At 66.2% G+C, this 23,030-nt stretch carries 26 protein-coding genes; 11 read left to right on the top strand and 15 right to left on the bottom strand.

Going from position 1 to position 23,030, the window contains the following annotated elements; genetic code table 11:
* Positions 1-12 precede the first annotated feature (12 nt).
* On the bottom strand, positions 13-2,151 hold the full coding sequence (locus tag NBV68_RS00295; protein ID WP_296306311.1) for a molybdopterin-dependent oxidoreductase: 2,139 nt from the start codon (positions 2,149-2,151) through the stop codon (positions 13-15).
* 125 nt (positions 2,152-2,276) lie between these two features.
* Here NBV68_RS00295 and NBV68_RS00290 point away from each other — a divergent pair, with 125 nt between their 5' ends.
* Entirely contained in the window at positions 2,277-3,281 is a 1,005-nt protein-coding gene (locus NBV68_RS00290; protein WP_296306310.1) for an NADP-dependent oxidoreductase, read from the top strand.
* A gap of 4 nt (positions 3,282-3,285) precedes the next feature.
* Here the strand turns inward: NBV68_RS00290 and NBV68_RS00285 are convergent, their stop codons facing one another.
* The 3 genes from NBV68_RS00285 to NBV68_RS00275 are packed head-to-tail and all read right to left on the bottom strand — an operon-like array spanning position 3,286 to position 4,569.
* Positions 3,286-3,792 carry a molybdenum cofactor guanylyltransferase gene (locus NBV68_RS00285; protein WP_296306328.1) on the bottom strand — a complete coding sequence of 169 codons (507 nt, stop codon included), beginning with the start codon at positions 3,790-3,792 and terminating at the stop codon, positions 3,286-3,288.
* A gap of 19 nt (positions 3,793-3,811) precedes the next feature.
* Positions 3,812-4,153, bottom strand: coding sequence for an antibiotic biosynthesis monooxygenase (locus NBV68_RS00280; RefSeq protein ID WP_296306309.1), 342 nt, complete (start codon positions 4,151-4,153; stop codon positions 3,812-3,814).
* Between the two features lie 5 nt (positions 4,154-4,158).
* Positions 4,159-4,569: a nuclear transport factor 2 family protein gene (locus NBV68_RS00275; protein WP_296306308.1), complete on the bottom strand. Its 411-nt coding sequence runs from the start codon at positions 4,567-4,569 to the stop codon at positions 4,159-4,161.
* A gap of 128 nt (positions 4,570-4,697) precedes the next feature.
* Between NBV68_RS00275 and NBV68_RS00270 the strand changes: the two genes are divergently transcribed.
* Positions 4,698-5,507, top strand: coding sequence for an SDR family oxidoreductase (locus NBV68_RS00270; RefSeq protein ID WP_296306306.1), 810 nt, complete (start codon positions 4,698-4,700; stop codon positions 5,505-5,507).
* A 79-nt stretch (positions 5,508-5,586) separates the two neighbouring features.
* Here NBV68_RS00270 and NBV68_RS00265 read toward each other — a convergent pair whose 3' ends face one another.
* Complete coding sequence (locus NBV68_RS00265) at positions 5,587-6,363, bottom strand: SDR family NAD(P)-dependent oxidoreductase (protein ID WP_296306305.1); 777 nt, start codon at positions 6,361-6,363, stop codon at positions 5,587-5,589.
* Between the two features lie 103 nt (positions 6,364-6,466).
* On the opposite strand from NBV68_RS00265, the gene NBV68_RS00260 reads away from it, so the two are divergent.
* Positions 6,467-8,086: an FAD-dependent oxidoreductase gene (locus tag NBV68_RS00260; RefSeq protein WP_296306304.1), complete on the top strand. Its 1,620-nt coding sequence runs from the start codon at positions 6,467-6,469 to the stop codon at positions 8,084-8,086.
* Here NBV68_RS00260 and NBV68_RS00255 read toward each other — a convergent pair.
* From NBV68_RS00255 to NBV68_RS00245, 3 genes are read right to left on the bottom strand one after another with little or no spacing between them, the layout of a single operon-like run.
* Positions 8,083-9,414, bottom strand: coding sequence for an aromatic ring-hydroxylating dioxygenase subunit alpha (locus NBV68_RS00255; RefSeq protein WP_296306302.1), 1,332 nt, complete (start codon positions 9,412-9,414; stop codon positions 8,083-8,085). The genes NBV68_RS00260 and NBV68_RS00255 overlap by 4 nt on opposite strands.
* Position 9,415: 1 nt before the next feature.
* The gene (locus tag NBV68_RS00250; RefSeq protein WP_296306300.1) at positions 9,416-10,678 is read right to left on the bottom strand and encodes a cytochrome P450; all 1,263 of its coding nucleotides are present in this window, start codon (positions 10,676-10,678) and stop codon (positions 9,416-9,418) included.
* Positions 10,678-11,265: a carboxymuconolactone decarboxylase family protein gene (locus NBV68_RS00245; protein ID WP_296306298.1), complete on the bottom strand. Its 588-nt coding sequence runs from the start codon at positions 11,263-11,265 to the stop codon at positions 10,678-10,680. The genes NBV68_RS00250 and NBV68_RS00245 overlap by 1 nt, the downstream gene beginning before the upstream one ends.
* A 127-nt stretch (positions 11,266-11,392) precedes the next feature.
* Here NBV68_RS00245 and NBV68_RS00240 point away from each other — a divergent pair, with 127 nt between their 5' ends.
* Genes NBV68_RS00240 through NBV68_RS00230 form a run of 3 tightly spaced genes read left to right on the top strand, consistent with a single transcriptional unit; the run spans position 11,393 to position 13,619 of the window.
* Entirely contained in the window at positions 11,393-12,703 is a 1,311-nt protein-coding gene (locus NBV68_RS00240; RefSeq protein ID WP_296306296.1) for a cytochrome P450, read from the top strand.
* Positions 12,703-13,104, top strand: coding sequence for an antibiotic biosynthesis monooxygenase (locus tag NBV68_RS00235; protein ID WP_296306294.1), 402 nt, complete (start codon positions 12,703-12,705; stop codon positions 13,102-13,104). The genes NBV68_RS00240 and NBV68_RS00235 overlap by 1 nt, the downstream gene beginning before the upstream one ends.
* Positions 13,101-13,619, top strand: a complete 519-nt coding sequence (locus tag NBV68_RS00230; protein ID WP_296306293.1) for a nuclear transport factor 2 family protein — start codon at positions 13,101-13,103, stop codon at positions 13,617-13,619. The genes NBV68_RS00235 and NBV68_RS00230 overlap by 4 nt, the downstream gene beginning before the upstream one ends.
* A gap of 1 nt (position 13,620) precedes the next feature.
* Here the strand turns inward: NBV68_RS00230 and NBV68_RS00225 are convergent, their stop codons facing one another.
* Positions 13,621-13,974 (bottom strand): nuclear transport factor 2 family protein, encoded by a 354-nt coding sequence (locus tag NBV68_RS00225; protein ID WP_296306292.1) that lies wholly within the window; start codon positions 13,972-13,974, stop codon positions 13,621-13,623.
* Positions 13,975-14,096: 122 nt separating this feature from the next.
* Here NBV68_RS00225 and NBV68_RS00220 point away from each other — a divergent pair, with 122 nt between their 5' ends.
* Positions 14,097-14,630, top strand: a complete 534-nt coding sequence (locus tag NBV68_RS00220) for a hypothetical protein (RefSeq protein WP_296306291.1) — start codon at positions 14,097-14,099, stop codon at positions 14,628-14,630.
* A complete protein-coding gene (locus NBV68_RS00215) occupies positions 14,627-15,019 on the top strand; it encodes a hypothetical protein (RefSeq protein ID WP_296306290.1) in 393 nt (130 codons plus the stop codon). Before NBV68_RS00220 ends, NBV68_RS00215 begins: the two co-directional genes overlap by 4 nt.
* Here NBV68_RS00215 and NBV68_RS00210 read toward each other — a convergent pair.
* On the bottom strand, positions 15,003-15,527 hold the full coding sequence (locus NBV68_RS00210; protein WP_296306289.1) for a VOC family protein: 525 nt from the start codon (positions 15,525-15,527) through the stop codon (positions 15,003-15,005). The genes NBV68_RS00215 and NBV68_RS00210 overlap by 17 nt on opposite strands.
* Positions 15,524-17,116 carry a fatty acid--CoA ligase gene (locus tag NBV68_RS00205; RefSeq protein WP_296306288.1) on the bottom strand — a complete coding sequence of 531 codons (1,593 nt, stop codon included), beginning with the start codon at positions 17,114-17,116 and terminating at the stop codon, positions 15,524-15,526. Before NBV68_RS00205 ends, NBV68_RS00210 begins: the two co-directional genes overlap by 4 nt.
* 87 nt (positions 17,117-17,203) lie before the next feature.
* On the opposite strand from NBV68_RS00205, the gene NBV68_RS00200 reads away from it, so the two are divergent.
* Positions 17,204-17,611, top strand: coding sequence for a PaaI family thioesterase (locus tag NBV68_RS00200; RefSeq protein WP_296306287.1), 408 nt, complete (start codon positions 17,204-17,206; stop codon positions 17,609-17,611).
* Here the strand turns inward: NBV68_RS00200 and NBV68_RS00195 are convergent.
* Positions 17,608-18,147, bottom strand: a complete 540-nt coding sequence (locus NBV68_RS00195) for a nuclear transport factor 2 family protein (RefSeq protein ID WP_296306286.1) — start codon at positions 18,145-18,147, stop codon at positions 17,608-17,610. The genes NBV68_RS00200 and NBV68_RS00195 overlap by 4 nt on opposite strands.
* Positions 18,144-19,145 carry an NADP-dependent oxidoreductase gene (locus tag NBV68_RS00190; RefSeq protein ID WP_296306284.1) on the bottom strand — a complete coding sequence of 334 codons (1,002 nt, stop codon included), beginning with the start codon at positions 19,143-19,145 and terminating at the stop codon, positions 18,144-18,146. The genes NBV68_RS00195 and NBV68_RS00190 overlap by 4 nt, the downstream gene beginning before the upstream one ends.
* 147 nt (positions 19,146-19,292) lie before the next feature.
* Here NBV68_RS00190 and NBV68_RS00185 point away from each other — a divergent pair, with 147 nt between their 5' ends.
* Together NBV68_RS00185 and NBV68_RS00180 are read left to right on the top strand one after the other, a co-directional pair.
* Positions 19,293-20,240 (top strand): NmrA family NAD(P)-binding protein, encoded by a 948-nt coding sequence (locus NBV68_RS00185; protein WP_296306283.1) that lies wholly within the window; start codon positions 19,293-19,295, stop codon positions 20,238-20,240.
* A 4-nt stretch (positions 20,241-20,244) separates the two neighbouring features.
* Positions 20,245-20,709, top strand: coding sequence for a nuclear transport factor 2 family protein (locus NBV68_RS00180; RefSeq protein ID WP_296306281.1), 465 nt, complete (start codon positions 20,245-20,247; stop codon positions 20,707-20,709).
* A gap of 325 nt (positions 20,710-21,034) precedes the next feature.
* On the opposite strand, the gene NBV68_RS00175 is transcribed toward NBV68_RS00180, so the two are convergent.
* Together NBV68_RS00175 and NBV68_RS00170 are read right to left on the bottom strand one after the other, a co-directional pair.
* Positions 21,035-21,427, bottom strand: a complete 393-nt coding sequence (locus NBV68_RS00175) for a hypothetical protein (protein ID WP_296306280.1) — start codon at positions 21,425-21,427, stop codon at positions 21,035-21,037.
* A 224-nt stretch (positions 21,428-21,651) separates the two neighbouring features.
* Entirely contained in the window at positions 21,652-22,881 is a 1,230-nt protein-coding gene (locus NBV68_RS00170; protein WP_296306278.1) for an aromatic ring-hydroxylating dioxygenase subunit alpha, read from the bottom strand.
* Positions 22,882-23,030 lie beyond the last annotated feature (149 nt).

Here is a 23,030-nt window from a genome sequence, read left to right as displayed (position 1 = left end):
TTCTGGTGAAATTCAAGCAGGCTCAAGTTTAACCGGAATGGCGCTCTGCAAGCTCTGCCCGGTGATCGGATCGTAATCGACCACCTCGCTGACCAGCCGGTTGGTGGAGGAGCCGCGCTCCCGCACATCGTCCTTGCCCGCGTCGGCATCGCCATAGGCATGCGCCATCGAGACAATCCCGCGCCGCACCTTGTCGCTCGCCTTGACCACGCCGTGGATTGTCGCATGGGGCGAGGTGATCGCGACCAGGCCGCCTTCCTCCAGCCCCAGAGCGGCGATGTCATCCGGGTGGATGAAGGCGGGGTTGGTGGTGGTTTTTTCCTGCAGCTTCTTGAGCGGGTGACCGATCGAATTGAACCGCGTCTTGGAACGCCGCGAGATCAGGCGGAAGTCGAAGCCCTCGCGCGCGGCGCTGGCGTCGGCATATTTCAGGATCTCGGACGGCATCGCGCCCACGGCGAGATCGAAGCGGTGGAACTCGCCCTCGTCGACCGGCTCCACCACCGGATGCCGCTCCGGATACATCACCGCCGCGCCGCCATTCGCGGCGCAATCCGTGCGCACCTGACTGGGGGGCACGAGGCAGCCGGTCACCGCAAGATCGAGGAATTCCTGCTTGGTCGGCTTGCGATCCATCGGCAGCGGGCCGCCAGCAAGCTGCATGGTGATCCCGAGGTGATGTGCGATCGTCCAGAACATCTCGTATTCGTCGATCACGTCGCCCGGCGCCTCAACCACCGCCTCGGTGTAGCGGGCGTAGGGCTCCTCGTGCCACCATTCGGAGAGGCTGGTGATGTCCTCGCGCTCCAGACACTGCGACGGGGCAAGTACCACATCAGCTCGCTTGGCACTGGCGCTCATCCATGGATCGATCTGCACGAACAGCTCAAGATCATCGAGCGCGCGAACCATCTTGACCTGATCGGGGAAGCCCACCACCGGATTGCCGCCGACCGAGATCAGCGCGCGCACCTGGCCCTCGCCGGGGGTGAGGATTTCGTCGGCGAGCACGTTGCAGGGCATCTCCCAGCCCAGATGCCCGAGCCCGCGGAAGCGCGATTTCGGCATGCCTTCCGCGCCGAACATCGGCACCGGCGGGGCGACCTGTGCGCGGCGCGCGGTCTGGTAGGGGCTGAACACGCCGGGGATCGCGGCCTTCTCGCCCTCCTGCTTGAAACGCGCGCAAATCGTGTTGAGGCAGACCACGAGATATTCGGTGAGCGTGCCGTTGCCCGCCATTTCCGGCCCGGTGCCGGTGACCGCGCAGCCCTTCGAGCCGGTCGCGAACATCCGTGCAGCGGCGACGAGCTGGTCAGTGTCGAGGCCCGCGCGTTCGGCCGCGACTTCCGGCGGGAAGGCCTTCACCGCCTCGGCCAGCTCCTCGAACCCGTCGACATGGGCGGCGACGAAATTGCGGTCATACAGCCCCTCGGCGATGATCACATTGAGCATCCCTGCCAGCATCGCCGGATCCTCGCCCGGCTTGACGGGGAGGTAGATGTCGGCGAGCCGCGCCACGTCGCTCTCGCGCGGGTCGGCGACGATCAGCTTGAGGCCCGCCGCCTGCTGGTCGCGGATGCGGCGCGAGGGGCTGAAGGGCGGCACGCCGCCAACCGGCGAGTAGTGCGATACGATCGGGTTGTTGCCGATGAACAAGGCGACGTCGCTTTCGCTGAACGTGTTCGGCCCCGCCATCCACTTGCCGTAGCGCGCGGTGGTGAAGACCTTGGCGGGCTGGTCGAGCGTCACCGAGGTGTAAAAATTGCGGCTGCCTACGGCGTTGGCGAAACTCAATGAGGCGGCCATCGCGGCGGAGTTCTGGAACCCGCCCGATCCCATGAAAACGGCGACCGAGTGGGGGCCATGGGTGTCGATGATCCGGCGCAACTCGCTCGCCACGTGGGCGAGGGCCTCCGGCATCGGGGTCGAGACGAATTCGCCCGCCTCGTTGCGCACGAGGCTATGGTGCAACCTGTTCTCGGAATTGTGCGAATCCGGCAGCTCGCGGCCCTTCATGCAGGTGTAGCCGCCATAGGCCGGATCGTCCGGATCGCCGCGCACCTCGACGACCTTTCCGGCCACGACATCGACTTCCATTGCGCAGTTTGCGTGGCAGAAACGGCAGAAGGTCTTGTGAGTCTGAACGCCCATCGTCTCTCTCCCCGAGAATTGGGCGGGAGACTACCACAGGGGGCGGTGCGCTCGACTGACACTTTTGTCCGTGGAGAGCTGTGCGCCGCGTCCCCAATAGGGCAGGCAAACAGAGGAGACACCCGATGCCCACCACCACCCGCCAATGGCTCCTGAACGGACACCCGCGCGGCCGCGGGATCGCAATCGACAATGATTTCAAGCTGGTGGAAGCCAGCCTCGCCGATCCCGGCCCGGGCGAGATGTTGCTCAAGACGCATTACCTCGGCTTCGATCCGGCGCAGAAGGGCTGGATGGAGAACATCGCCGATTACGTCGCGCCGATGGCGATCGGCGACGTGATGCGCGGCAGCGGGATTGCCGAAGTGGTGGCGAGCAATGGCGGGCGCTTCGCGGTGGGCGACCTGGTGTTCGGCACCACGGGCTGGACTGAATATCTCGTCACTGACGGCAAGGAGCTGACAAAGGTCGAAACCGATCTCTCGCCCACTGCTGTCCTCTCGGTTCTGGGGACGACCGGGCTGACCGCCTATTGCGGGCTGTTCAAGGTCGGCAAGCCCGTGGCGGGCGATACCGTGCTGGTGAGCGGCGCGGCGGGCGCGACGGGAAGCATCGTCGGCCAGCTGGCGAAGCTCGCAGGGTGCCGCGTGGTCGGCATCGCAGGCGGGCAGGACAAGTGCGACTGGCTGGTGCAAGAAGCGGGCTATGACGCCGCGATCGACTACAAGGCGGGCGGCGTGAAGGAGCAGATCCGCGAGCATTGCCCGCGCGGGGTGGACGTGATCTACGACAATGTCGGCGGCAAAATCCTCAACGACATGCTCGCCTGCATCGCCACCAACGCCCGCGTGGTGATCTGCGGCGGGATCAGCCGCTACGAGACCGGGAGCCTTCCCGCCGGACCCGAGAACTACTTCAACCTCGTCTTCCGGCGCGGGACCATGGCAGGCTTCATCGTGCTCGACTGGGCGAGCGAATTTCCCGGCATTCGCAAGCGACTGGAGGGCTTCGTCAAAGACGGCTCGTTGAAGTATCAGGAAGACATCCAGCACGGCTTCGAGAATGCGCCCCACACCCTGCAGCGGCTGTTTAGCGGGCAGAACCGGGGCAAGCAATTGCTGAAGCTGTAACGCTTCAGGCCGGGGGCAAGTCTTCGGGCCGGTTGACGTTCATCAGCGGCGCGGCGAGGTTCACCCGCCGCGCCCCGACATGATCGGCGAAGCGGTAGAGTGACCGTCCGCCCCCTGCCAGAAACCCCTCCAGCAAGGGGCCGACGCTCACCGGCCACAGCCCCACCACCGGCTGGCTTTCGACGATCGCGGCACCCTCGCCCGCCAGTGTCGTGGCAAGATCGAAGGGCAGGTCGGGCACGTCCACCCCGGCCGAGAGCACGCAGGAAAACCCCCGCTCACCCGCGTGGCGCAGCGCTGCCGCCAGCCCGCCGAGCGGGCCGAGGCCCGCCTCCGGCCAGTCGGGGAGGCACACGAATCCCGCTTCATCGCGGCCGCACACCACCACGCCAGCGCATTGCGCGCCGAGTGCTGCGGCGACCCGGTCGATCAGCCGCGCGCCTTCATAGAGCGCCTGCGCCTTGTCGCTGCCGAAGCGGCGCGCCTGTCCGCCGGCGAGGATGGCGCCCATAATCACGGGTGGGGGCTGGTCAGTCAAACGCCTCGGTCGCCTGCCCTTCGGCGTTGTAGACCGGCCCTTCCGCGTCGACGCGATACTTCGCGCTGACCGCCGCTGTTATGCCGAACTGGCCGATGTGATCGCGCATACCGGTATAGGCCGGATCGCGGAAATGGGCGGCGAGGGCTTCCTCGCTCTCCCATTCCTCGAACACGTTGACGCGGGCGGGGTTCATCGAACAGGCGCTCCAGTCGTAGTGGATGCAACCCTTTTCGGCGAGCGCCGCCTCGATATGCGGGCGGGCGCTGCGCAGGGCTTCCTCGCGCTGGGCGGGATCGAGGTCGATCTGGGCAGAAATCAGGATCTTGGCCATGTCGATTACCCCTCCATGCCGAATTCGGCGACGATCTTGAATGTGCGCGAGGTGAAAAGCCAGCGGCCATCCACCTTCGCCAACTCGTCTTCATACAGCCCCCCGACATGGCGCGCCTTGCCGTCCTTGGGCTTGAGGATCTCCTGCGTCTGCACGCGGGATTTCGCCGTGTTGCCAGTTACCTCGATCATGCAGGGCACGCAGTGGAAGCTGACCGCCTCCAGCCCGCTCATCGCCCCGTTCCAGAAGGCGACGATCGCCTCCTTGCCGTGGGTCTGGTGGCCCATCAGATCCCAGTCGGCATTCTCGGCCCAGACGCTTGCCCAGGTGTCGCTGTCGATCCGCACCACGCCGTCCGCATAGGTGCCGTTCAATTCCTGGATCGCAACGCGATCCTCGAGGGGTCCGGTAAACATCGCAATCGCTCTCCCTTTGTTGGCAGCGGCTATCGGCCCCGAGACCGCCAAGCGACAATGCCTACTTTTGGGAAGGGTGGGCGCCCGCCCGTCCGTGTTACTCCGGCGCCCGAGAGAGGAGACATCAGATGGGACAACTCGAGGGCAAGACCGCCGTCATTCTGGGCGCAGCGTCGGAGGGCAACATGGGCCAGACCATCGCCCGGCTTTTCGCGCATGAAGGCGCGCGGGTGATGGTCGCAGGCCGCAAGGAGGGGCCGCTCGCCGCGCTGGCAGACGAGATCGGCGGGGCATACACCCTGTGCGACATCAGCAGCCGCGCCGAAGTGAATGCGATGGCCGACCACGCGGCAACCACCTTCGGACGGGTCGACATCGCCATCAACACCACCGGCTGGGGCCTGCTCGCCAGCCTCGAGGAGATCACCGAGGAACAGCTCGACCAGATCGTCGCGCTCCAGTTCAAGGGGGTGCACCATTTCCTGCAGGCCTTCGTGCGCGTGATGAGCGCGCAGGCCCCCACCGGCGGCTCGCTGATAAGCCTGTCCTCGGCGACCACCAAGGCGATCATCACCAATCACGCGGCCTATATCGGCACCAAGCGCGGCTCCGAGGCGCTGATCGAGTGTGTTGCCAATGATTACGGGCACTTGGGGATCAAGGCCAACACGGTCTCGCCCGCCTTCACCGACAGCCCGATGACCCACGAGAGCTTCCAGGTTCCGGGCCTCACCGATGCCTTCCTGCCGCGCTACCCGATGGGACGGCTCAACACGGTCGACGATGTCGCCCACGCCTGCCTCTGGCTGAGCACCGACAATGCCTATGTGACAGGGGCCAATATCCAGCCCAATGGCGGCCTGATCATGCGTGGCAACCCGCAGGCGGGCGACGTTGCCGCAGCGATCGGGGCAGCGATGGCGAAGCTCCAGGGATAGGCGAAACGCCCCGTCGATGTTCCACGTGGAACATCCGACGGGGCGGCGACGAACCGGCAACCACCGCGCAACGCCCCGCTCAGTACTGCGCCGTTCCTCCGTCGACGCTGATCTGCTGGCCGGTGATTCCGCCGCCCGCTTCGCTCGCCAGCAGCACCGCGACCGCAGCCACTTCCTCGACCGTGTTCGGACGCTTGATCGCGGCTTCGGAGGCGAAGAGGTCGATCATCTCCTCGAACTCCATCCCCATCGCTTTCGCCGTGGCGGGGCCGTTGTTCCTGATGATGTCGGTGATGACGATGCCGGGGCAGATCGCGTTGACGGTGACGCCCGCCGCGCCGACTTCGCGCGCGAGGCTCTTGGTCATGCCGTTCAACGCGTGCTTGGCGGCAGAGTACGCCGTCAGCACCGCCTTGCCGTGCTTGCCCTCCATCGAGGAGATGTTGATTACCCGCCCCTTGCCCTTCTCCAGCATCGTGGGCAGCGCGCGGCGGGTGGCCCAGAAGGTCGAATAGACGTTCCACTTCATCGCCTCGTCGAAGGCGTGGTCGGAGAGGTTCACTAAGGGCTGCAAGTCCCCCGCCCCGCCCGCGTTGTTCACGAGGATGTCGAGCGTGCCGAAATGGGCGATGACGTGATCGACGAAGCCTTCGAGGTCTGATTGCTGCATCACGTCGCCCGCCACGAAGATCGCCCGGTCGCCTGCGCCCAGTTCCTCCAGAACCTTCACGCCCTTTTCGGCATTGCGCGCAAACAGGGCGACGCTCGCGCCCTCGGCGAGGAACGCCTCGGCGATCCCGCGCCCCATGCCTGCCGTTCCCCCGGTGATCGCGGCGATTTTGCCCTGCAGCTTCATGTGTTCTCTCCTTTGCCCTCGTGGGTAGCGGGACGGAGGCAGGCGCGCACCTTGCCAAAATGACGGGTTGCCCGATGCGCCGTGGACAGCGTCTAGTCGCTGCATGGAACAGGTCGACGTCATCATTCTGGGAACGGGCGCGGCCGGCATGGCGGCAGCGCTTGCGGCGCACGAGGCGGGCGCATCGGTCGCGCTGGTCGAGCGTGCGAGCCGCGTCGGCGGCACCTCGGCGATTTCGGGCGGGGTGATCTGGGTCGCCGACAACCCGCGAATGCGCGCCGCCGGGATGGCCGACAGCTGCGAGGAGGCGCTCGCCTATTTCCGCAGTCTCGATCACGGCGATCTGGTGGACGAGACGCTCGAGGCCTTCGTCGACAAGGGGCCCGAGGCGCTGGCCTTTCTGGAAGATGCGGGCGCGCTCAGCGTCTCGGTGCTGCCGGGCTATCCCGACTACTATCTCGACCGTCCGGGGGCGAAGCCCGAAGGGAGCCGCGCGCTCGACCATGATCTGTTTGGCTTGAGCGAACTCGGCGATTGGGCCGCGCGGATCTACGCCATCGAGGAGCCCAAGCCGCTGATGCTGCGCGAGACGCCGCTCGGGGGCGCGACTGCGATGCCGCCGATGGAAGTGCTCGGGACACGCATGGCCGCGCGGCAATGCGGCTTCGGGCAGGCGATGGTGGCGCGGCTGCTCAAGGCCTGCCTCGACCGGGGGATCGCGCCGATCCTCGGCGTCGAAACCAAGCGGCTGGTCAAGGACGGCGGACGGATCACCGGGATCGAAGGCACCCGCGACGGGGCGCCTTTCGCGCTTGCCGCCCGGCGCGGGGTGATTATCACCACCGGCGGGTTCGAGTGGGACGCAGACTTGCGCCAGACCTTTCTGCGCGGCCCCGTCACCGCCCCCGCCAGCCCGCCCACCGGCACCGGCGGTGGCCTCCGCCTCGCGATGGCGGCGGGCGCGAAGCTCGGCAATATGACCAGCGCGTGGTGGGCGCCGACCCTCGTGACGCCCGACCAACCCTGGGCCAGCGGCGAGCCCCGCGCACAAATCATCCTGATCGAGCGGACGGTGCCGCACAGCATCATGGTCAACCGCTCCGCACGGCGGTTCTGCAACGAGGCGGCGAATTACTCGGCCTTGGGGGGCGTGTTCCACCAGTTCGATCCGGCGACCTATGACTACACGAACCTGCCCGCTTGGCTGATTTTCGACGCGCAATATGTCGCGCGCTATCCGCTGGGCACGCGCCAGCCGGGCCAGCCGATGCCGGATTGGGTGATGCGCGCCGACACGCTCGAAGCGCTTGCGGCGCAGATCGGCCTCGATCCGGCGGCGCTCGAGGAGACCGTCGCGCGCTTCAACCTCCATGCCGACGCGGGGCATGATCCCGATTTCGGGCGCGGGACGAGCGCCTACGACCACTTCTACGGCGATCGCTCGCGGGAGGGCGCTGCCGTCACCTTGGGCGCGATCCGCGAAGCGCCGTTCTATGCGGTGCAGATTGCCTCCGGCCTGCTCGGCACCAATGGCGGCCCGCGCACCGATGGTCAGGCGCGCATCCTCGGCCATGACGGCGCGCCGATCCCCGGGCTGTTGGGTGCAGGCAATGCCATCGCCTGCCCGACTGGCGGAATTTACGCTGGCGCGGGCGGGACTTTGGGGCCGGCGCTGACCTTCGGTTATATCGCGGGGCGGACGGCGGCTTTGGCGAACCTCTAGGTTCCCACCCAGCGATCGATCATGTCGTGGAAGAACCGCACCCGCGCTTCCTGCCCGGCGAGGTGACCGCCCTTGTAGCCGCGCGATCGGAGGCCGAGCTGCTGTTCGCTCCAGATGCTCACGTCCTGATCGATGCCCGGGCCGCAGGAGAGCTCGCCCACCACGCCGCGCTGGTGCGGGACGGGAACCGTGCGGTCGACCTCCTGCCCCATCGAATAGGCGAAGTAGCGGTCGACGCCTTCCGGGAACCAGGTGAAGTACCACATGTCGAAATAGCACCGCTCGGGATCGGTCGGATGCGGGTCGGCGCGCAGCCAGATGCAGCCGTCGGGCTTGAGGCTGAAGCTGATGTTGGGGAAGATCGTGTAGTGGAAATGGTCGGTGAGCTGCGCATCGTGGAAGTGGCTGAAGTCGTAGCCCTTCTCCGCGCCCTTCGCCCGCTTGGCCTGCTGGAGCGCTTCGCGCGTGCGCAGCGGATCGTCGCGGAAGGCCTCGGGATCGAGGCCCCAATAGGTGAGTTCCGTCCGCATCATGTCGAGCACCGTGTCGGTATGGCCCCGCAAAGACCGTGACGGCCGCGAGCCCGGCATGAACATCCGCGCATGGCCGTGGGGCGCGTAGAGATCGAACTGGCAGTCCTTGTAGCTCTGCTCCATCACGAAGCGGGTCTGCGGGTGGACGAAGGGCAGGTGGTAGCTCTCGTTGAAATTGTCCTGCACGCACTTCCAGTTCCAGTCGCCTTCCAGCGTGACCCAGTGGGTGCGGTGCATCTGCTCCATGCGGTAGCCCGCGATCTGGTGCGCGACGGGGCCGAGATGCTCGGCCAGCGGCGCGGCGGCCGGGTCGAGATTGACCCACACGAAGCCCGCGAAGACCTCGCACCTGACCTCCTCCAGCCGCACCTTGCCGCAGGGCGAGCCACCCGCGAAATCTTCCGGGCAGGGGACGAAATTGAGCTCGCCCGCAGGCGTGAAGCGCCAGCCATGGTAGGAGCAGGCGAGGCGCATGGCATGGCCCTGCTCCTCCATCACGAGGCGTTTGCCGCGGTGCGGGCAGACGTTGTAGAAGGCGCGCACCTGCCTGTCTTCGCCGCGGGTGACGAGGATGCTTTCGCGCCCGATGTCGTAGGTGAAGAAATCGCCGGGCTTGGCGACTTGGGTAGCGAGGCCGCCGATCAGCCACGCCTTGGTCCAGATGCCGTTCCACTCGCGGTCCATGAAATCGCGCGACCAGTAGCGGCTGCCGTCGATGGGCTTGTCCGACAGTGGCGGCATGGGCTGCGGGGTCACGTCGATCCGCTGGGGGGCGGGTTTGAGCAGGTTTGCCATCTCAGCGCTTCTTCGCTTCGATGGTGATATTGAGCTGCTTGAGGCTCCGCAGCAGGAAGTGCGGGTGGTAGCTGAAGTCGTTCTCGCCGGGCGCGAAGTCCATGTCCTCGAAGCGGTCGACCACGGCCTGAAACCCCCAGGTCAGTTCGCGCCGGGCGAGCGGGGCGCCGAGGCAGTGGTGCGTGCCCGACCCGAAGGCCATGTGCGCGCCTGCCTTGGGCCGCTCGAGATCGAGCTTTTCGGGGCATTCGAAGAAGCGCTCGTCGCGGTTGGCTGCGCCGTAGCGGACATTGACGACCGAGCCTGCCGGGATCGTCACCCCGTCCAGCTCCACGTCCGCATGGGTGAAGCGCATCAACGATTGCACCGGGCTTTCGAGCCGCAGAACCTCCTCGACGAAGTTGCGCATATACTTGTCAGGATCGGCCTTGAGCTTGTGCCACACGTCCTTGTTCTCGATCAGCAGCTTCATGCCGGCTGCGAGCGCGTTGGTGGTGGTCTCCGACCCGCCGACGAAGGTGTCCGCCATCATCTCGGCGTGGAGTTCCTCGTCGTTGAGTGGGCGGCCCCAGCCTTCGATCACGGTGTTGACCAGCACGGAGATGAGGCTGCCGTCAGGGTGCTCGCGCAGGCGTTCGAAGATCGGCTGGAAATAGTGCTGCGCCTCGATCTCGCGGTCGACCATTTCGAGGTGCTTGTCCTCGGGCAGCATCAGCGAGATGCGGTGGAAGAAGGCGTCGGTCCAGCCCTTGATCCGCCACATGTCCTCGCGCGCCGCGCCCATCTGTTCGCCGATGACGAACAGCGGCAGGGGGACGCAGAACTGGCGCACCCAGTCGCAGCGGCCATCGGGAAGGAACTCGTCGATCAGCTCGTAGGCGAGGGTTTCGACGCGCGGGTCGATTGCCTTGATGCGGCTGGGCTTGAACGCCTCGTTGAACATCGCGCGCATTTGCTTGTGGTTCGGATCATCGCGCCCCGCCAGCGTCGGAGCAGGCAGCCAGCCCCTCTCGCGGAAGCGTTCCGCCACCTTGCGCCCGCGCTCCATGTCCACCGGCGAGGCGCGCATCAGCTCGCTCAAGGCGGTGGAGGGGAAGCGCGCGGGGTCCATCAGCACCTCGCGCACATGGTCGTAGCGGCTCACGACATAGATCTGCGTGCCGGGGATGTTGTAGACCGGAGCCTCGTCGCGCAGCTGCTTGTAGGCGTCATAGGGGCACTGCTGAAGCGCGGGGTCGAAGAGGTTGATCTGGGGCTGGTTCATCAGCGCACCTCGATTGTGTCGGCGCCCCAAGGCGCGATGCTCTCAGCCTTCTGGAACGCCTCGGGCAGTTCCTCGACCATGTGCCAGGTCGCGGCCAACCTGCCGAAGCCGACGAAGAAGGCGACTGTCATGCCGAATTCCACGATCTGCGCCTCGCTGAAATGCGTGCGCAATTCCTCATACATCGCGTCATCGATCGCGAGATGATCGGTTGCCATCAGCTCGCCGTACCGGATCGCAGCTTTCTCGGCTGCCGAGAGGTTTTCAGCCTCCTGCGGGCGTTCCAATGAGCACACCAGCCCCTCGGTCACCCCGTCGGCCATCGCATCGGCATAGCGGATCGCCATGCAGGAGCGGCACTGGTTGAAGAAGGCGACGCGCAGCCGCACCAGCTCCACCAACCGGTCGGGCAGGGAGCGATTGCGCTTCAACGCCCCGCCAAAGCCCATCAGGCCCAGCGCCTGCTCCGGGCAATGCGCGAAGTATCGGGTCAGACCCTGCTCCAGATCGGTCAGGTTGTCGGGCTGGATCGCGGCGACAAGGCGCGCGTCCCACTGGTCCGGCGCCAGCTTCTCGATACGGCTCACGGCTTTCTCTCCCCATACGCGGCACTGGCAAATTAGCCCGTTTCCGCAAGGGAAAGGCTGGGGGACAACCCTTGCCACAGCAATTGGCGGATTCGCTAAGCGGACCGCCCCGCAGGGGAGAGCGGACTTGCAGGCGGACGCACCGCGCACCTTGGCTGACGTCGACCTGTTCGCTCCGGGCGCGCAGGAGCACTGGTACGCCGCCTATGCGATCCTGCACGCCGAGGCCCCGGTGCAGCGCCTGCCGGGCGAGGGCCTGACCCCCGGCACCGATGCCTTTGTCCTCACCAAATACGCCGACATTTCCCGCGTGGTGAAGGACTGGGAGCGTTTCCCGCCGACGCTCTCGCTGCTTGTGGCGCATATCCAGCAATCGGGCGAGATGCCCACCCACATCCCCGATCTCGACGCGATGATCGCCTCGATCGTGACCCTGCGCCCCGATCCGGAACTGTGGCGCGCGCACCGCAAGGAGCTGACCGACCCATGGGTGGGGCCGGGCTGCACGCGGCATGCGGCGATGATCGCGGGCCATGTCGATTCGCTCGTCGCCGGGATGCTGGCGAAGGCGCGCGCTGGCAAGCCGGTCGATTTCGTCGCCGACTTCGCCCGGCCGCTGCCGCAGCGGGTGATGGCTACCGTGCTGGGCTTCCCACTCGAAGACATCCCGCGCCTCGAGCAATGGGGCAATGCGCAGGTCATGTCCTATGTGATCGGGACGACCCACAAGAACATCCTCACGCCTGAGCAAACGGCCGAGAAATTCCGGCTGCTGGCGGGGATGAAGGAGTATGTGGCGCAAGCGACGCGCGAGAAACGCGCCCGGCCGCAGGATGACATGGTGAGCTTCCTCACCCAGGTCGAATACCAAGCGCTGGGCCGCAAGCTCACCGACGACGAGATCAACGGCGTCGTCTACGCGATGGTGATCGGCGGGCTGGAGACGACCCAATATGCCCTCGCGGAGCAGGCGCAACTGCTGTGCGAGCGGCCGGGGATGTTTGCCGGGCTGCGCGGCGATCGCAGCGCGATCCGCACCTTCATCGAGGAGGGGATGCGGCTGCGCTCCCCCACGCAGGGGCTCTCGACCCGAATCTGCGCCCATGACGAAGTGTTTCAGGGCGTCGAAGTGCCCGCCGGATCGATGCTGCACCTGCGCTGGGCCGCCGCCAATATCGACGCGGATGAATTCAAGAACCCGCTGGAACTCAAGCTCGACCGCAAGGCCGCCACCCGCCACCTCGCCTTCAGCCAGGGACCGCGCTCGTGCCCCGGCTCCAACATCTCGCGCCTCGAACAGATGATCGCGTGGGACAAGCTCGCCGACGCCTTCGCCGACCTCGCCTACGCGCCGGGCAATGATTTCCGCCACCAGGGCGGGATCATGCTCGGCATCCACCGGCTGCTCTTGAACCTCACTCCAGTGGAGACACTCTGATGGCCAGTCTGCTTGCGCACATAAAGATCCAGCCCGGCAAGGAAGAGAAGTGGGAGGCGATCATGCACGACATGGTCCACCACACCTTCGGGACGGAAGAAGGCGTGATCCGCTACGAATACTGGAAGGGGCAGGAGCCATTGAGCTACTACTGCCTGCTCAGCTTCAAGGACAAGTGGACCTTCTATCACCACCAGATGTCCGACCATCACGAGGGCCACGATTTCGCCGATGTGCTCGCCGGAATCACGCTCGAATATATCGACCCCGTGGAGGGCGCAGGCGGGGGGCTGCCGCATACCTCTGACCCGGCGCTGCCCGCTGATGCGAGCGAGGCGATGAAGACCGCGCAGGAGCGGTTTCCCCTCTCGATCCCGGCATGGTGGGGGCCGCGCGCATGACCCTCGAGGAGCAGGTGCAGCAGCTGCTCGACCGGCAGGCGATCCACGATCTCATCGCGCGCTATTCGCGCACCTTGGACTGGCTCGATGATGAGGGGCAGGCGGGGTGCTACTGGCCGGACGCGGCGATCGACTATGGCTTCTTCACCGGCACCGCGGCGGAGTTCGTGCCGGTGGTGATGGCGGTGGAACGCTCGACGGGGCGGCGCTGGCACATGCTCGCGCCGCTCTCGGTCAAGCTGACGTCGGCGACGACGGCGGAGGGCGAGTGCTACGGCATCGCGCTCGGCTTCCGGCGCGAGGGGGAGGAGCCCTACAAGGGCAACATGTATGGCGGGCGCTACCTCGACACCTACGAGAAGCGGGGCGAGGAGTGGCGCATTTCGAGCCGCCGCTACATCATGGACTGGACTTGTGCGATGCCCGACCAGCCGGACGCCTCGCCCAACGCGGCGTTTCCGCTGCCGATGCTCGACCTGAGGGAAAGCGGGCATCCGGATTACCGGGCGATGTAGGCTACTCCCCCGCCGGGTCCATGTAATCGCGGTAATAGGTGAGCTTGCCGCCTTCGACCTTGTAGATGCCGACGCCGCCGCGGGGCGCGTGGCCTTCCATGTGCATCGTCCAGCGTGCCCAGACGGCGTGGTCGTCACCGCAGATTTCGTCGACGGTGAAGTGCACCTTCCGGTCGCCCATCTCCTTCACCATCGTGGTCATGAAGCCCATGATGGCGTCGCGCCCCCGATACTGCCCCCAGATCGGGTCTTCGAGGAATGCGTCCTCGGCGAAGAGATCGACCAGTTTCGTGTAGTCGCCTGCGTCCTGGATGCGCCAGAAGTCCTCGATCACGCGCTGTGCTTCGCCTGCCATTGCCTGTCTCCCTCGCTGTTTCGGGCAATCTGCCATGCCGGACCGCGCCCCCGCCCCTGCGAAAATGGCGAGGCTGTCGTAGCGTCACCCTGGGGTATTCTCGCAAGCGAAGGAGATACCCCATGTCGACCATCCCCCGCGTATCCTCAGGCGTTGCCGGAGAGCCTGCGCATTTCGGCTCGGTGCTCGCGCACCAGCCGGAGATCGCGGAGAGCTTCTTTGCGCTCTACGGGCGGTTCTGGGGCTCCGACGTGCTGAGTGCGCGGATCAAGGAGGTCGCGCGGATGCGCAATGCGCGCGTCACCGAATGCGGGTTCTGCCGCAATGTCCGCTTCGACAAGGCCTTGGGGCAGGGTCTCGGCGAGGAGGTGGTGGACGACATCACCGATGGCTACGAGACCTCGGCCCGGCTGACCGATGCCGAGAAGGCCGCGCTCAAATTCACCGATGCGCTGATCCATGATCCCGACCTGCTGACCGGCGATGCGCGGGCGGCTTTGCAGCGCCACCTTACACCTGCACAGATTGCCGAGTTGGGGCTGGGCGTGACGCTGTTCCTCGCGCTCGCCAAGGCGCTGATCACCATGGGGCTCGAGCCCGAGGCGATGGACCGCACCGTGCTTCCGACGCCGGCGGTGCTGGAGGCCGCCGCATGAGCGCCGTGTGCGCCGCGCTGGCGGGCGATCCGGTGCTCGCCGCGCATTATGCGGACTTCCGCGGGAAGACCGAAGCCGCGCTCGCCCCCGCGCTGGTGGCGCTGGTGGCGCTGGTCCGGCAGGCGGTCGCGGCCGTCCACGGCATGGGCGCAGCGCCTGAGGAGAGCGCTCTGGACGAGGGCACGAAGCTGTGCCTCGCCTATGCGCGGCGGATGCCGTTTGAGCACACCGCGATAACCGATGCCGAGGCAGCGGCGGTCGTCGCGCATCTGGGCGAGGCGGGGTTTGTGGCATTCTCGGTTCTCGCGGCGCTGGCCGATGCGGAATGCCGTGCCGCGTTGGTGGGGGTGGCGGAACTGGCGGGGGTAGAGGCTAACCCAACTCCGTGACCAGATCGCGCCCGTCCCACCCTTGCGCTGCCTGCGCCACGAAATCGTAGAACCCCGTCAGCTGCGCGGTCGGCTCGTAAAGCTCCAGCATGTGCCCGAGGCTCGCCCGCGTATCGACGAAGGCGAAACCCGTCCCGCCCGCTGTCACCGACAGCTGCGCGAGCTGAGCGCCCTCGGCTGCGAACCGCGCGATCTCGCCTTCCAGATCGTCGACGAACAGCGCCGCATGGTGCAGCCCTTCGCGGCCCGAGCCCCAGGGGAACATGTCGTGGAGCGCAGAATCGTCCGGGTTGTGCTGCACCACCAGCTCCACCATCACGCTGCCCCACTGGCCATAGGCGCTCGAGTGGTCGAAGGGGCGCGCCGTCCCGCGATGCACCGAGGACGCCAGCGCCACGTGCCGCAGCACGAAGAACGGCCCCGAACCGAATTGCCGGTGGTGCGCCACCGCTGCCGCCTCGAGGTCGTTGACCTTGTAGGCCAGTTGCCTGACCGGCAGCCCGATCAATTGACCGCCCGGTCCTTGCCCACCCAATAGGGCGCGCGCAGTTCGCGGCGCAGGATCTTGCCGCTGGGATTCCTCGGCAGGGCGGGGATGAAATCGACCGACTTGGGGCACTTGTAGCCCGCGATCAGCGTCTTCGCGTGGGCGATCAGCTCGGCCTCGGTCAGTTCCTCGCCCGCCTTCACCACCACGCAGGCCTTCACCGCCTCGCCCCACTTGGGGTCGGGTACGCCGATCACCGCCACGTCCGCGACCTTGGGGTGCGAATAGAGCGCGTTCTCGACCTCGGCGGGATAAACGTTCTCGCCGCCCGAGATGATCATGTCCTTCACCCGGTCGTGGATGTAGAGATAGCCGTCCTCGTCGAGGTAGCCCGCGTCTCCGGTGCGCAGCCAGCCGTCGGCGTCGATGGTGGACGCGGTGGCATCGGGGTTGTTCCAGTAGCCGCGCATGTTCTTGTTCGAGCGGGTCGCGATCTCGCCGACCGTGCCGGCGGGGACTTCGCGGCCTGCCTCGTCAATCACCTTGATCTCGACCCCGGCGAGCGGCTTGCCGACGCTGCGCATCCGCACCGAACCTTCGGGCACGTGATCCTCAGGGTCCAGCGCGACGATGGTGCCGCTCGTCTCGGTCATGCCGTACATCTGCACAAAGCCGCAGCCCATCACCCGCATCGCCTCGCGCATCAGTTCGAGCGGGATGGGGGAGGCGCCGTAGGTGACGTATTTCAGCCGCGAGAAATCGACTTCGGTCACCTTCGGGTGATTGAGCAGGATCTGCAAGGCGGCGGGCACGAGGAAGATCTTCGAGATGTTGAAGTTCTCGATCAGGTCGAGGGCCTTGGTCGGGTCATATTCGGGCAGGACGATGGAATTCGTGCCCGCCACGAGCGTGCCGATCCCGGTGCCGGTGCCCGAGATGTGGAAACACGGCATGGCGAGCAGCGTGACATCGCCCGGGATCGGCTCCTGCCACTCCCGCATCTCGTCGGCCGCGGCGGTGGCGTCGCGGCTCGAGAGGATCGATCCGTGGGTGATCACCGCGCCCTTGGGCTTGCCGGTGGTGCCCGAGGTGTAGAGCTGCAGCGCGTCGTCCTCGGCCCGCACGCGGTGCGCCGGGGGCGTGGCCGAGAAGCCGTCGCGCCAGATGCGGTAATCGGTGCCGGGGTAATCGGGCGCGTCGATGCCGATCACCTGTTCGACATGGGGGCATGTCGGTCGGATCTGGCTGAGCACCTCGGCAAAGCCCTCGCCCACGAACACCACGCGGGCCTGCGAGTTATCGAGCACATAGGCGACCTCGGGCGCGGCGAGGCGCCAGTTCACCGGCGTCATCACAGCGCCGATGCGGTTCGCGCCGAGGAAGGCCTCGAAATAGAGCGGGTGGTTCTTGCCGAGGAAGGCGACGCGGTCGCCGGGCTTCACGCCGAGCGCGACGAGGCCGTTCGCCACCCGGTCGGCGCTCTCGTCGATCTCGGCGAAGCTGATGTCTTCGCCTGCATAGGTGAAGGCGATCACATCGCCAGACACGCGGGCGTGTTCCCGGACGACGTCGCAGAAGCTTTCTGCGGCCAGTGCTGTTGTCTCTCCCATGGCTGCGGGGATACCCCGCGCTGGCCTGCGTGTCATTGGCACATTTCATAGCGGGCGCGAGGGCAAGCGGCGGGGTAGGGTGGCGGGATGGCGATACCTTCGAGCTTCGAACCTGCCGGCTTCACCCCGGGCTTTCTCGACCACGGCGGGCCCTATTATCTGGGGCCTGCGGTGGAGGGCGTGCGTGTGGTCGGACTGCTGATCTCACCCCACCACATCAACTACCGGGACGCGGCGCATGGCGGGGTGATCTCGACCTTCGCGGATGTTGCCCTGAGCCACGCGGTTTATGATGCCGAGCGGCCCCGGCTCGCGCCCTCGACCGTGACTCTGACGGTCAATTACCTCGCAGCCGCAAAGCTGGGCGACTGGCTGGAGGCGCGCGTGCGGATCGACCGGCTGGGCGGCCGCACCGCCTATACCTCGGGCGGGGTATGGCGGGGGGAGGAGCAGATCGCGACGATGAGCGGGGTGTTTTCTATCAGGCGGCCCTAGCCGAGCCACCTCCGCACCGCCGCTGTCGAGGGATCACGCGCGTCGTGGTATCCGGCCGCGCCCTCCGGCGTGTCGGAGAGGTCGACGCCCTCCACCACCCGGAACTCGCGCCAGTCGTAGAGCCCGGTGCGCTGGGCGAGGCGCCACTCTCCGCCGCGCTTCTCGAACCGGTCGACATAGCGCCCCGCGACGATTGCCGAGTAGATCACCCCCTTGTCGGGAAACACCGCCGCGAGCGGGTAGCCGGGGGGGATGGTGTGCATCGCGGTCATGTAGGTTTCGGTGTGGCACAGGTCCGGACTCTCGAACCCGAAGATCGTCTGGCCGAGCTGGTGCTGCGTGGCGAGGCACGGGTCGATAACGCTGCGCGCCTGCTCCACAAAGCCGCGCCAGTCGCCCTCGATGGTGCCGAAGCGGAAGGTAGCCTCCGGGTGGAACAGCCGCTCCATCATCCCCCAGCGCCGCCGGTCGATCGCATGGGCATAGGCGGCGAGAATGTCGCGGATCGCCTCGCGGTCTTCGAGTGTGCCGGTCATGGGGTCAACTCCACGATCACCTTGCCGATATTCGCGCCGGTGAAGAGTTTGGCATAGGCGGTGAGGGTGTTCTCGAGGCCGGTCGTCACGTCATAGGGCATGACGAGCGCGCCTTCCTCGGTCCACTGGCGAAGACGGCGGGTGAGGGCAGGGCCTTCGTGCATGAAGTCGGGCGAGAAGAAGCCCTCGATCCTGAGCCGCCGCATCAGCACCTGATCGAATTCCTTCGGCGCGGTGCGGGTGCCGGCGGTGTAATCGGCGAGGAGCCCGCACACCGCGATCCGGCCATAGTGATTCATGCGGGTGAGCACCTGATCCAGAAGCGGGCCGCCGACATTGTCGAAATAGACGTCGAAGCCGCCCGCTGCGTCGAGCTGGGCAGCGACATCGCCGGCCTTGTAATCCACCGCCCCCGCAATCCCGAGCTCCCCGGTCAGGTAAGCGCATTTCCCCGCCCCGCCCGCGATCCCCCACGCCTCGCAGCCGAGCAATCTGGCGATCTGCACAGCAAGGATTCCTGTCGCCCCCGCTGCGGCGGAGACCAGCACCCGCTCGCCCGGCTTGGCGGCGCCGGTCTGTTCGACGCCCCAAAGTGCGGTCCACCCGTTCATCCCGAGCGGGCCGAACCACGCGCGCCGGTCGGCCACGGTGGGATCGAGCAGCAGCGCGCCCGACATCACCGCATCGACCGTGCTGACATCGGCCCACTGCCCGAAGGCGCGCACCAGATCGCCCTCCTCAAAACCCTCGGCGCGGCTCTCGATCACCTCGCCCAGAACCAGTCCCGTCATCGGCCCGCCCACCGGGAGCGGCGGCTGGTAGCCATCCTCGCGGTCCGAGAGCCACATTCGGGTGCCCGCGTCCATCGACAGGTGGGTGTTGCGGATGCGGATCTGCCCATCGCCGAGCGGGGCAAAATCTTCCTCCTCCAGCGCGAGCGCGGCGGCGAAATCGGTGCCAACGGGGCGGCGCGCGATGCGCCAGATACGGTTGTCCATGCGCCGGTTTGTCCGGTGGCGAGGCCGCTACGGCAACCCCGCCTTTTCGCTAGGGCCGAGCGCGCCCGGGCTATCACTTTGGCGCGGTGCGGAGGGGCGGGGCGCTTCCTAGTCTTGCCCCACAAGAACACGAGGGAGAGAGGGACTATGGCACTCATCACGGTTATCGGCGCGAGCGGGCGGCAGGGCCTTGCGCAGGTGCGCCAGGCGCTCGCGGCAGGGTATGACGTGCGCGCAATCTCGCGCCGGCCCGATGCGCTGGAGGGCGCGCCGGTGGAAGGCGTGGAGCGGGTCGAGGTGCGGCCGATGGACCTCTACGACACCTCCACCTTTGAAGCCGCGCTCGAGGGTTCGGACTACATCTTCTACACTCACCCCCTGCAGGCCCGCGCCGACCGCGCCTATCTCGTCGGCGAGGTCGGCAAGGTCGCCGCGCATCTGAACGTCAAGCGGGTGGTGTGGAACACCTCGAGCTGGATCCCCGACAAGCCCGGCGATGCCTTCACCTATGCCGGCAACACTGCCGGGATCAACGCGCTGTGGCGCTCGGGCGCGCCGGGGACGGTGTTCGGGAGCGTGCTGTTCATGGACAACCTCCTCACCAACTGGGCGCGGCCCTTCATCATCAATGAGGGGCGCTACGTCTATCCGCACAACCCCGCGCTGGAGGCCAACTGGATCAGCCTTGATGACGTCGCGCGCTTCATGCTCGCCAGCCTCGAGCGGCCCGATATGGAAGGCGCCTGGCTCAACATCGGCGGGCCGGAGCGGATGGTCGGCAAGCAGGTGACCCAGTGCCTGTCCGAGGCGCTCGGCAAGGAAATCAAATACGATCCCTGCACCCCTGCCGAGTTCGGGCGCTACCTCGTCGAGGCGGCGGGCGATACCATGCCCGAGGCCATGCGCGCCGACTTCGCCAAGGGGATCGAGGACTTCTACGAATACAACAACAACGCCCCCACGCGCCCCTTCGCGGTCGACATGGACCACGTCTACGAGCGCTTCCCGGAACTGGAAGGCAAGCTCGAGCCGATGGGCGAATGGACCAAGCGGCAGGACTGGGGCGAGAGCAATTATCGCCCGGCGTTCGGGTAATCGCGTGAGCGAGCAGCGCGCGGCCAATATCGCGCTGGCCACCCGCTATTACGAGGCACTGGCGGCGGGCGATTTCGATACGCTCGCCGCCCTGCATTCGGAAGACGTGGTGTTCAATCTCGTTGGCACCACTCCGGTCTCCGGACGCTGGGTCGGTAAGGCCGAATGCTTCGGGCCGGTCGTGGCCGAGGGCGTGATCGGCAAGCTGGTGGCCGAAACCATCCGCTTTTCGGGCCAGTGGCGGATCATGTGTGCCGACGACGAGCGCGTGGTCGGCCTGATGCGCGGGGGCGGCATGGCCACCAACGGGCACGAATATCTCCAGACCTACTGCCAGATCCTGACGATCGCGGACGGGCTGATCGTGGAGCTGCACGAGTTCTTCGACACCGCGCTGGTCGAGCTGGCGCTCAACGACAATCCGACAGCGAAGGGGCCCAGCGTGCCGGAGCGGCCCTTCGCGTTCTGACGATTGCGGGGTGGGCTTCCAACCAATCCGCCGCCTGATTTGCAGCCTTGCAAAGCGGACAAAGGTTACACCCTGTCAACTTTGCAGACCTGCCATTTCATCAATAAATTCAATCATTCATGCCCGATTTCGCCAAGCGGACGGACAGGGAGTCGGGGCCTGTTTTCATGCCTCAGGCATCCAACGGCCTCGCAGGCCGGGCAGAACGATGGGAAAGAGCCGGGGGGCATAATAGCGGCTGGCGGGCTTGTAGGAAACGTCTGCAAACCGCTGGTCGCTCGCCAAAAGCTGCCGTTCGGCTATCGAGCCGGAGCAGTCCTTAAGGCTAGTTTGCCCTACGCCAGCGTATGAACGACATGTTCGTTAGAAATGCGATGCTACCGACAACGGTTGTGATGGCGACTGCAATTAATTCTGTGCCACTGAGCAACCACCAAGTGCCGCAGACCAGCACAGGCCCAGCCACGCACATTGCTAAGAAATGTTTCCAATAAAATTCGGGAAAGAACCAAATCACCGCAATGAGCGCCGCAAACCATGGAAAGGAAAAGACGCCACCTGTTAGCGTTCCCACCCAAGCTCCGTTTCCAAACCCACCTGACGCCCCAACCGTGCCGTAAAAGCCCACGACGATAAGGCCGATCACATGTGCCAGCCCGGCAGTTCGGATCAGTTCTGCGCGCTTACTAAGTAGTTGCATTCTATAATACTGGCTCATGACCACGTGCTGGTCAATGTCCGGATTCCACCCAGTTCAGGCCATCGGCGAAACCACCTTGCGAGCCTGAAAGCTGCCGTTTCGCCTGTAACTGCTCGGGAACACAATTCCCCGTCACCCCGTGCCTGACACGGGGCTTGGCTAACTTCCCCTGTGTGGAAAGAGGCGCAGCCGAACCCCGGATCAAGTCCGCGGAGACGGGAGGAGGAACGGCGCCCGACCCCTTACTCCGCCGCCTGACGCTGCTCGCCCGCGAAGATCGCCACCAGATCATCGTCGCCCGCATTGACCAGCCGCTCGACCCACTGGTGGAAGACCTGACCGCCCTTCTCGTTGCGGCCGAACAGCACCTCTTTCATCAGCCCTGACGCGAGCGCCTGCTGCTGGCGCTTGCCGGTGGCGTAGTCTTCGTCGCGCACCACGATCTCGAGGAAATTGAACTGGTCGTGCGCGGCCTGGACCTGTTCGGGGGTCTCGGGCTGGTTTTCCATGACGTAGAACTGGGTGGTGAAGCTCTCGCCCACCGCCGCGCCGGGGAACAGCTGGCTGATCATCGCGCCGCGCTGCCCGCCGCCGTAGAAGCTGGCGATCGAGATGTGCGGGAAGATCGTCCACACGCCCTGCACCAGCACCTCCTGCGGCAGATCGTCGTCGGCCATGGCGGCGAGGTCCATCTGCTGGTCGTCGTCCCCCTGCACCTTGATCGCGAACTGCGAGGGCGTGGAGAGGCGCTGGTGCGGGCCGAAAGCGAAGTAGTTGGCGCGGTTGTAGAAGTCAGCCCCGAAGGTGTCCTTGTGGAGCACCGGCAGGTGGTAGAAATCGAGATAGCCGTCGTACGCCGTCTTCCAATTCGGCCCTTCCAGCGTGCGCTGCGCGAACAGCGTCCAGCCGTCGAACTCGAAGGCCTTGAGCAGGTCGTCATAGCCGCACAGGTAATCGGCGATCGAAAGCTGGGAATGCGGGTCGAGCGTCACCCAGATCAGGCCGGCGTTCTCGTAGACCGGGAACTTGGTCAGGCAATGCTGGCTCTTGTCGATGGAGCCGAAATCCTTCGAGTCGGCGACCCCGATCAGGTCGCCGTCGGCCTTGAAGGTCCAGCCGTGATAGCCGCAGGTGAAGCGGCTGGCATTGCCGCAGCCATTGGCGAGCGGGTTGCCGCGGTGGGTGCACATGTTGAGGAAGGCGCCCATGCTGCCGTCCTTTTGGCGGGAGAGCAGCAGCGGCACGCCGCAGATGTCCATCGCCTTGAAGTCGCCGGGATTGGGCAGCTCGCACGAAGGGGCGACCATCAGCGGCAGGCGGCGGAAGATCTGCTTCTTCTCGGTCTCGAACAGCGCCGGGTCGGTATAGGCGCTGGCGGGCACCCGCACCACGTCGTCGGCATATTCCATCGTGTCGGCCGCGCCGTGGGCGACCAGATTGCGGGTCATTGCGACCAGCGTTTCGCGTGACATTGCCGTTCCTCCCGGTGGTGCTTTTGCCCGCGACCATCCGCCTTGCCGGACGCGGCGGCAATGCTCACTTTTGGTCAGAAGGCTCAGCCCAAGGGGCCAAAAAGCGAAGGGCGGGCCATCGCTGGCCCGCCCCCCGTCCCCCCTGGGTT

Origin of the sequence: Erythrobacter sp., from assembly GCF_023653175.1 — a bacterium.
Classification (GTDB): domain Bacteria; phylum Pseudomonadota; class Alphaproteobacteria; order Sphingomonadales; family Sphingomonadaceae; genus Erythrobacter.
This window is presented reverse-complemented; position numbering and strand designations above follow the sequence as displayed.